The following is a 617-nucleotide window of genomic DNA, read 5'->3' on the forward strand; positions in this document are numbered from 1 at the left end:
TCCAGCACCTGCTGGGCAACCAGTCATTCGTGATTGATAACTACGACATGACCATGAACGTGGTGGTGCCTGCGGCTTATCTCACCCCCTTTCGATTACACGCCATCCTCCGGCTCGACATCCTGAGCAGGCCGATAGGCGTTAAATACCAGTACGTTGTAGTGAACAGTGACCGCCCGTTCGGGTGGGCTAATGACACCCGCGCTTTTGGATTTGGTGACGGAAAATTTACGAGGATTATCAATGTCAATCATCAATAAACCTGACTATAAAATATTTGCTAATGACGCGAAAACCGGTGAAACGGAAACCTTCCCGGATATTCTGCGCGGCTGGGGCGTCACCATCGATCGCACCGCCGGAAAACCGCCGATGGAGTGGTTTAACGCACTAGGGAAACGCGCGGATGAATGGATGATGTACCTGTCCCAACGCGGAATCGTGGAATGGGACAAGGCGGTAGAGTACCCCCAGTCAGCCGTTGTGCAACACGCCGGAAAATTCTACGTGGCGAAAAAGCAGACGCGAGGACAGCAACCGGATAACTCACAAAATGAGTGGATGTTATTTGTGGACGCTATCGGCATTGCGAAATCGATCACCGATGCCCTCAACAC

The 617-nt window shown here is 52.0% G+C and carries 1 protein-coding gene and 1 pseudogene; both read left to right on the forward strand.

Features of this window, described 5'->3' with window-relative positions:
• Window positions 1–260, forward strand: a 260-nt coding sequence (locus Xinn_RS21355; RefSeq protein WP_153043444.1) for a baseplate wedge 1 family protein, incomplete at its 5' end; no start/stop codon positions are given.
• Window positions 244–617 (forward strand): annotated as a pseudogene (locus Xinn_RS21360) (phage tail protein); the annotation flags it as partial. The gene Xinn_RS21355 and the pseudogene Xinn_RS21360, both read left to right, overlap by 17 nt.

Origin of the sequence: Xenorhabdus innexi (genome assembly GCF_002632485.1) — a bacterium.
Classification (GTDB): Bacteria; Pseudomonadota; Gammaproteobacteria; order Enterobacterales; family Enterobacteriaceae; genus Xenorhabdus; species Xenorhabdus innexi.